This is a genomic window from Burkholderia territorii (genome assembly GCF_902833055.1).
GTDB lineage: Bacteria > Pseudomonadota > Gammaproteobacteria > Burkholderiales > Burkholderiaceae > Burkholderia > Burkholderia territorii.
The window spans coordinates 1-237 of the sequence record NZ_CADFEJ010000192.1 but is presented as its reverse complement, the minus strand read 5'-3'; the positions used below and the strand labels follow the sequence as shown (position 1 = coordinate 237).

The window sequence follows — 237 nt, the reverse complement described above, 5'->3', positions numbered from 1 at the left end:
CAGCAGCGATTCCGCCAGCGCCCACATGTCGTTCTCGACGCGCTTCTCGCCCGGAAAGCCCTCGACGCCGAACACCCGCGCGAGCACGCGCTTCACGTTGCCGTCGAGGATCGTTGCGCGCGCGCGAGTAGTAGCCGAGCCCGGCCCACAGCGCCATCACGTCATCGGACGGCGCAGCCGCGAGCGCGACGACGTCGGGAAAGCGCTCGAGAAAGCGCGTGTAATACGGGACGACGG

The 237-nt window shown here is 68.8% G+C and carries 1 pseudogene; it reads right to left on the bottom strand.

Features of this window, described 5'->3' with window-relative positions:
- Nucleotides 1-237: pseudogene (locus HW466_RS31660) on the bottom strand (A/G-specific adenine glycosylase); the annotation flags it as partial.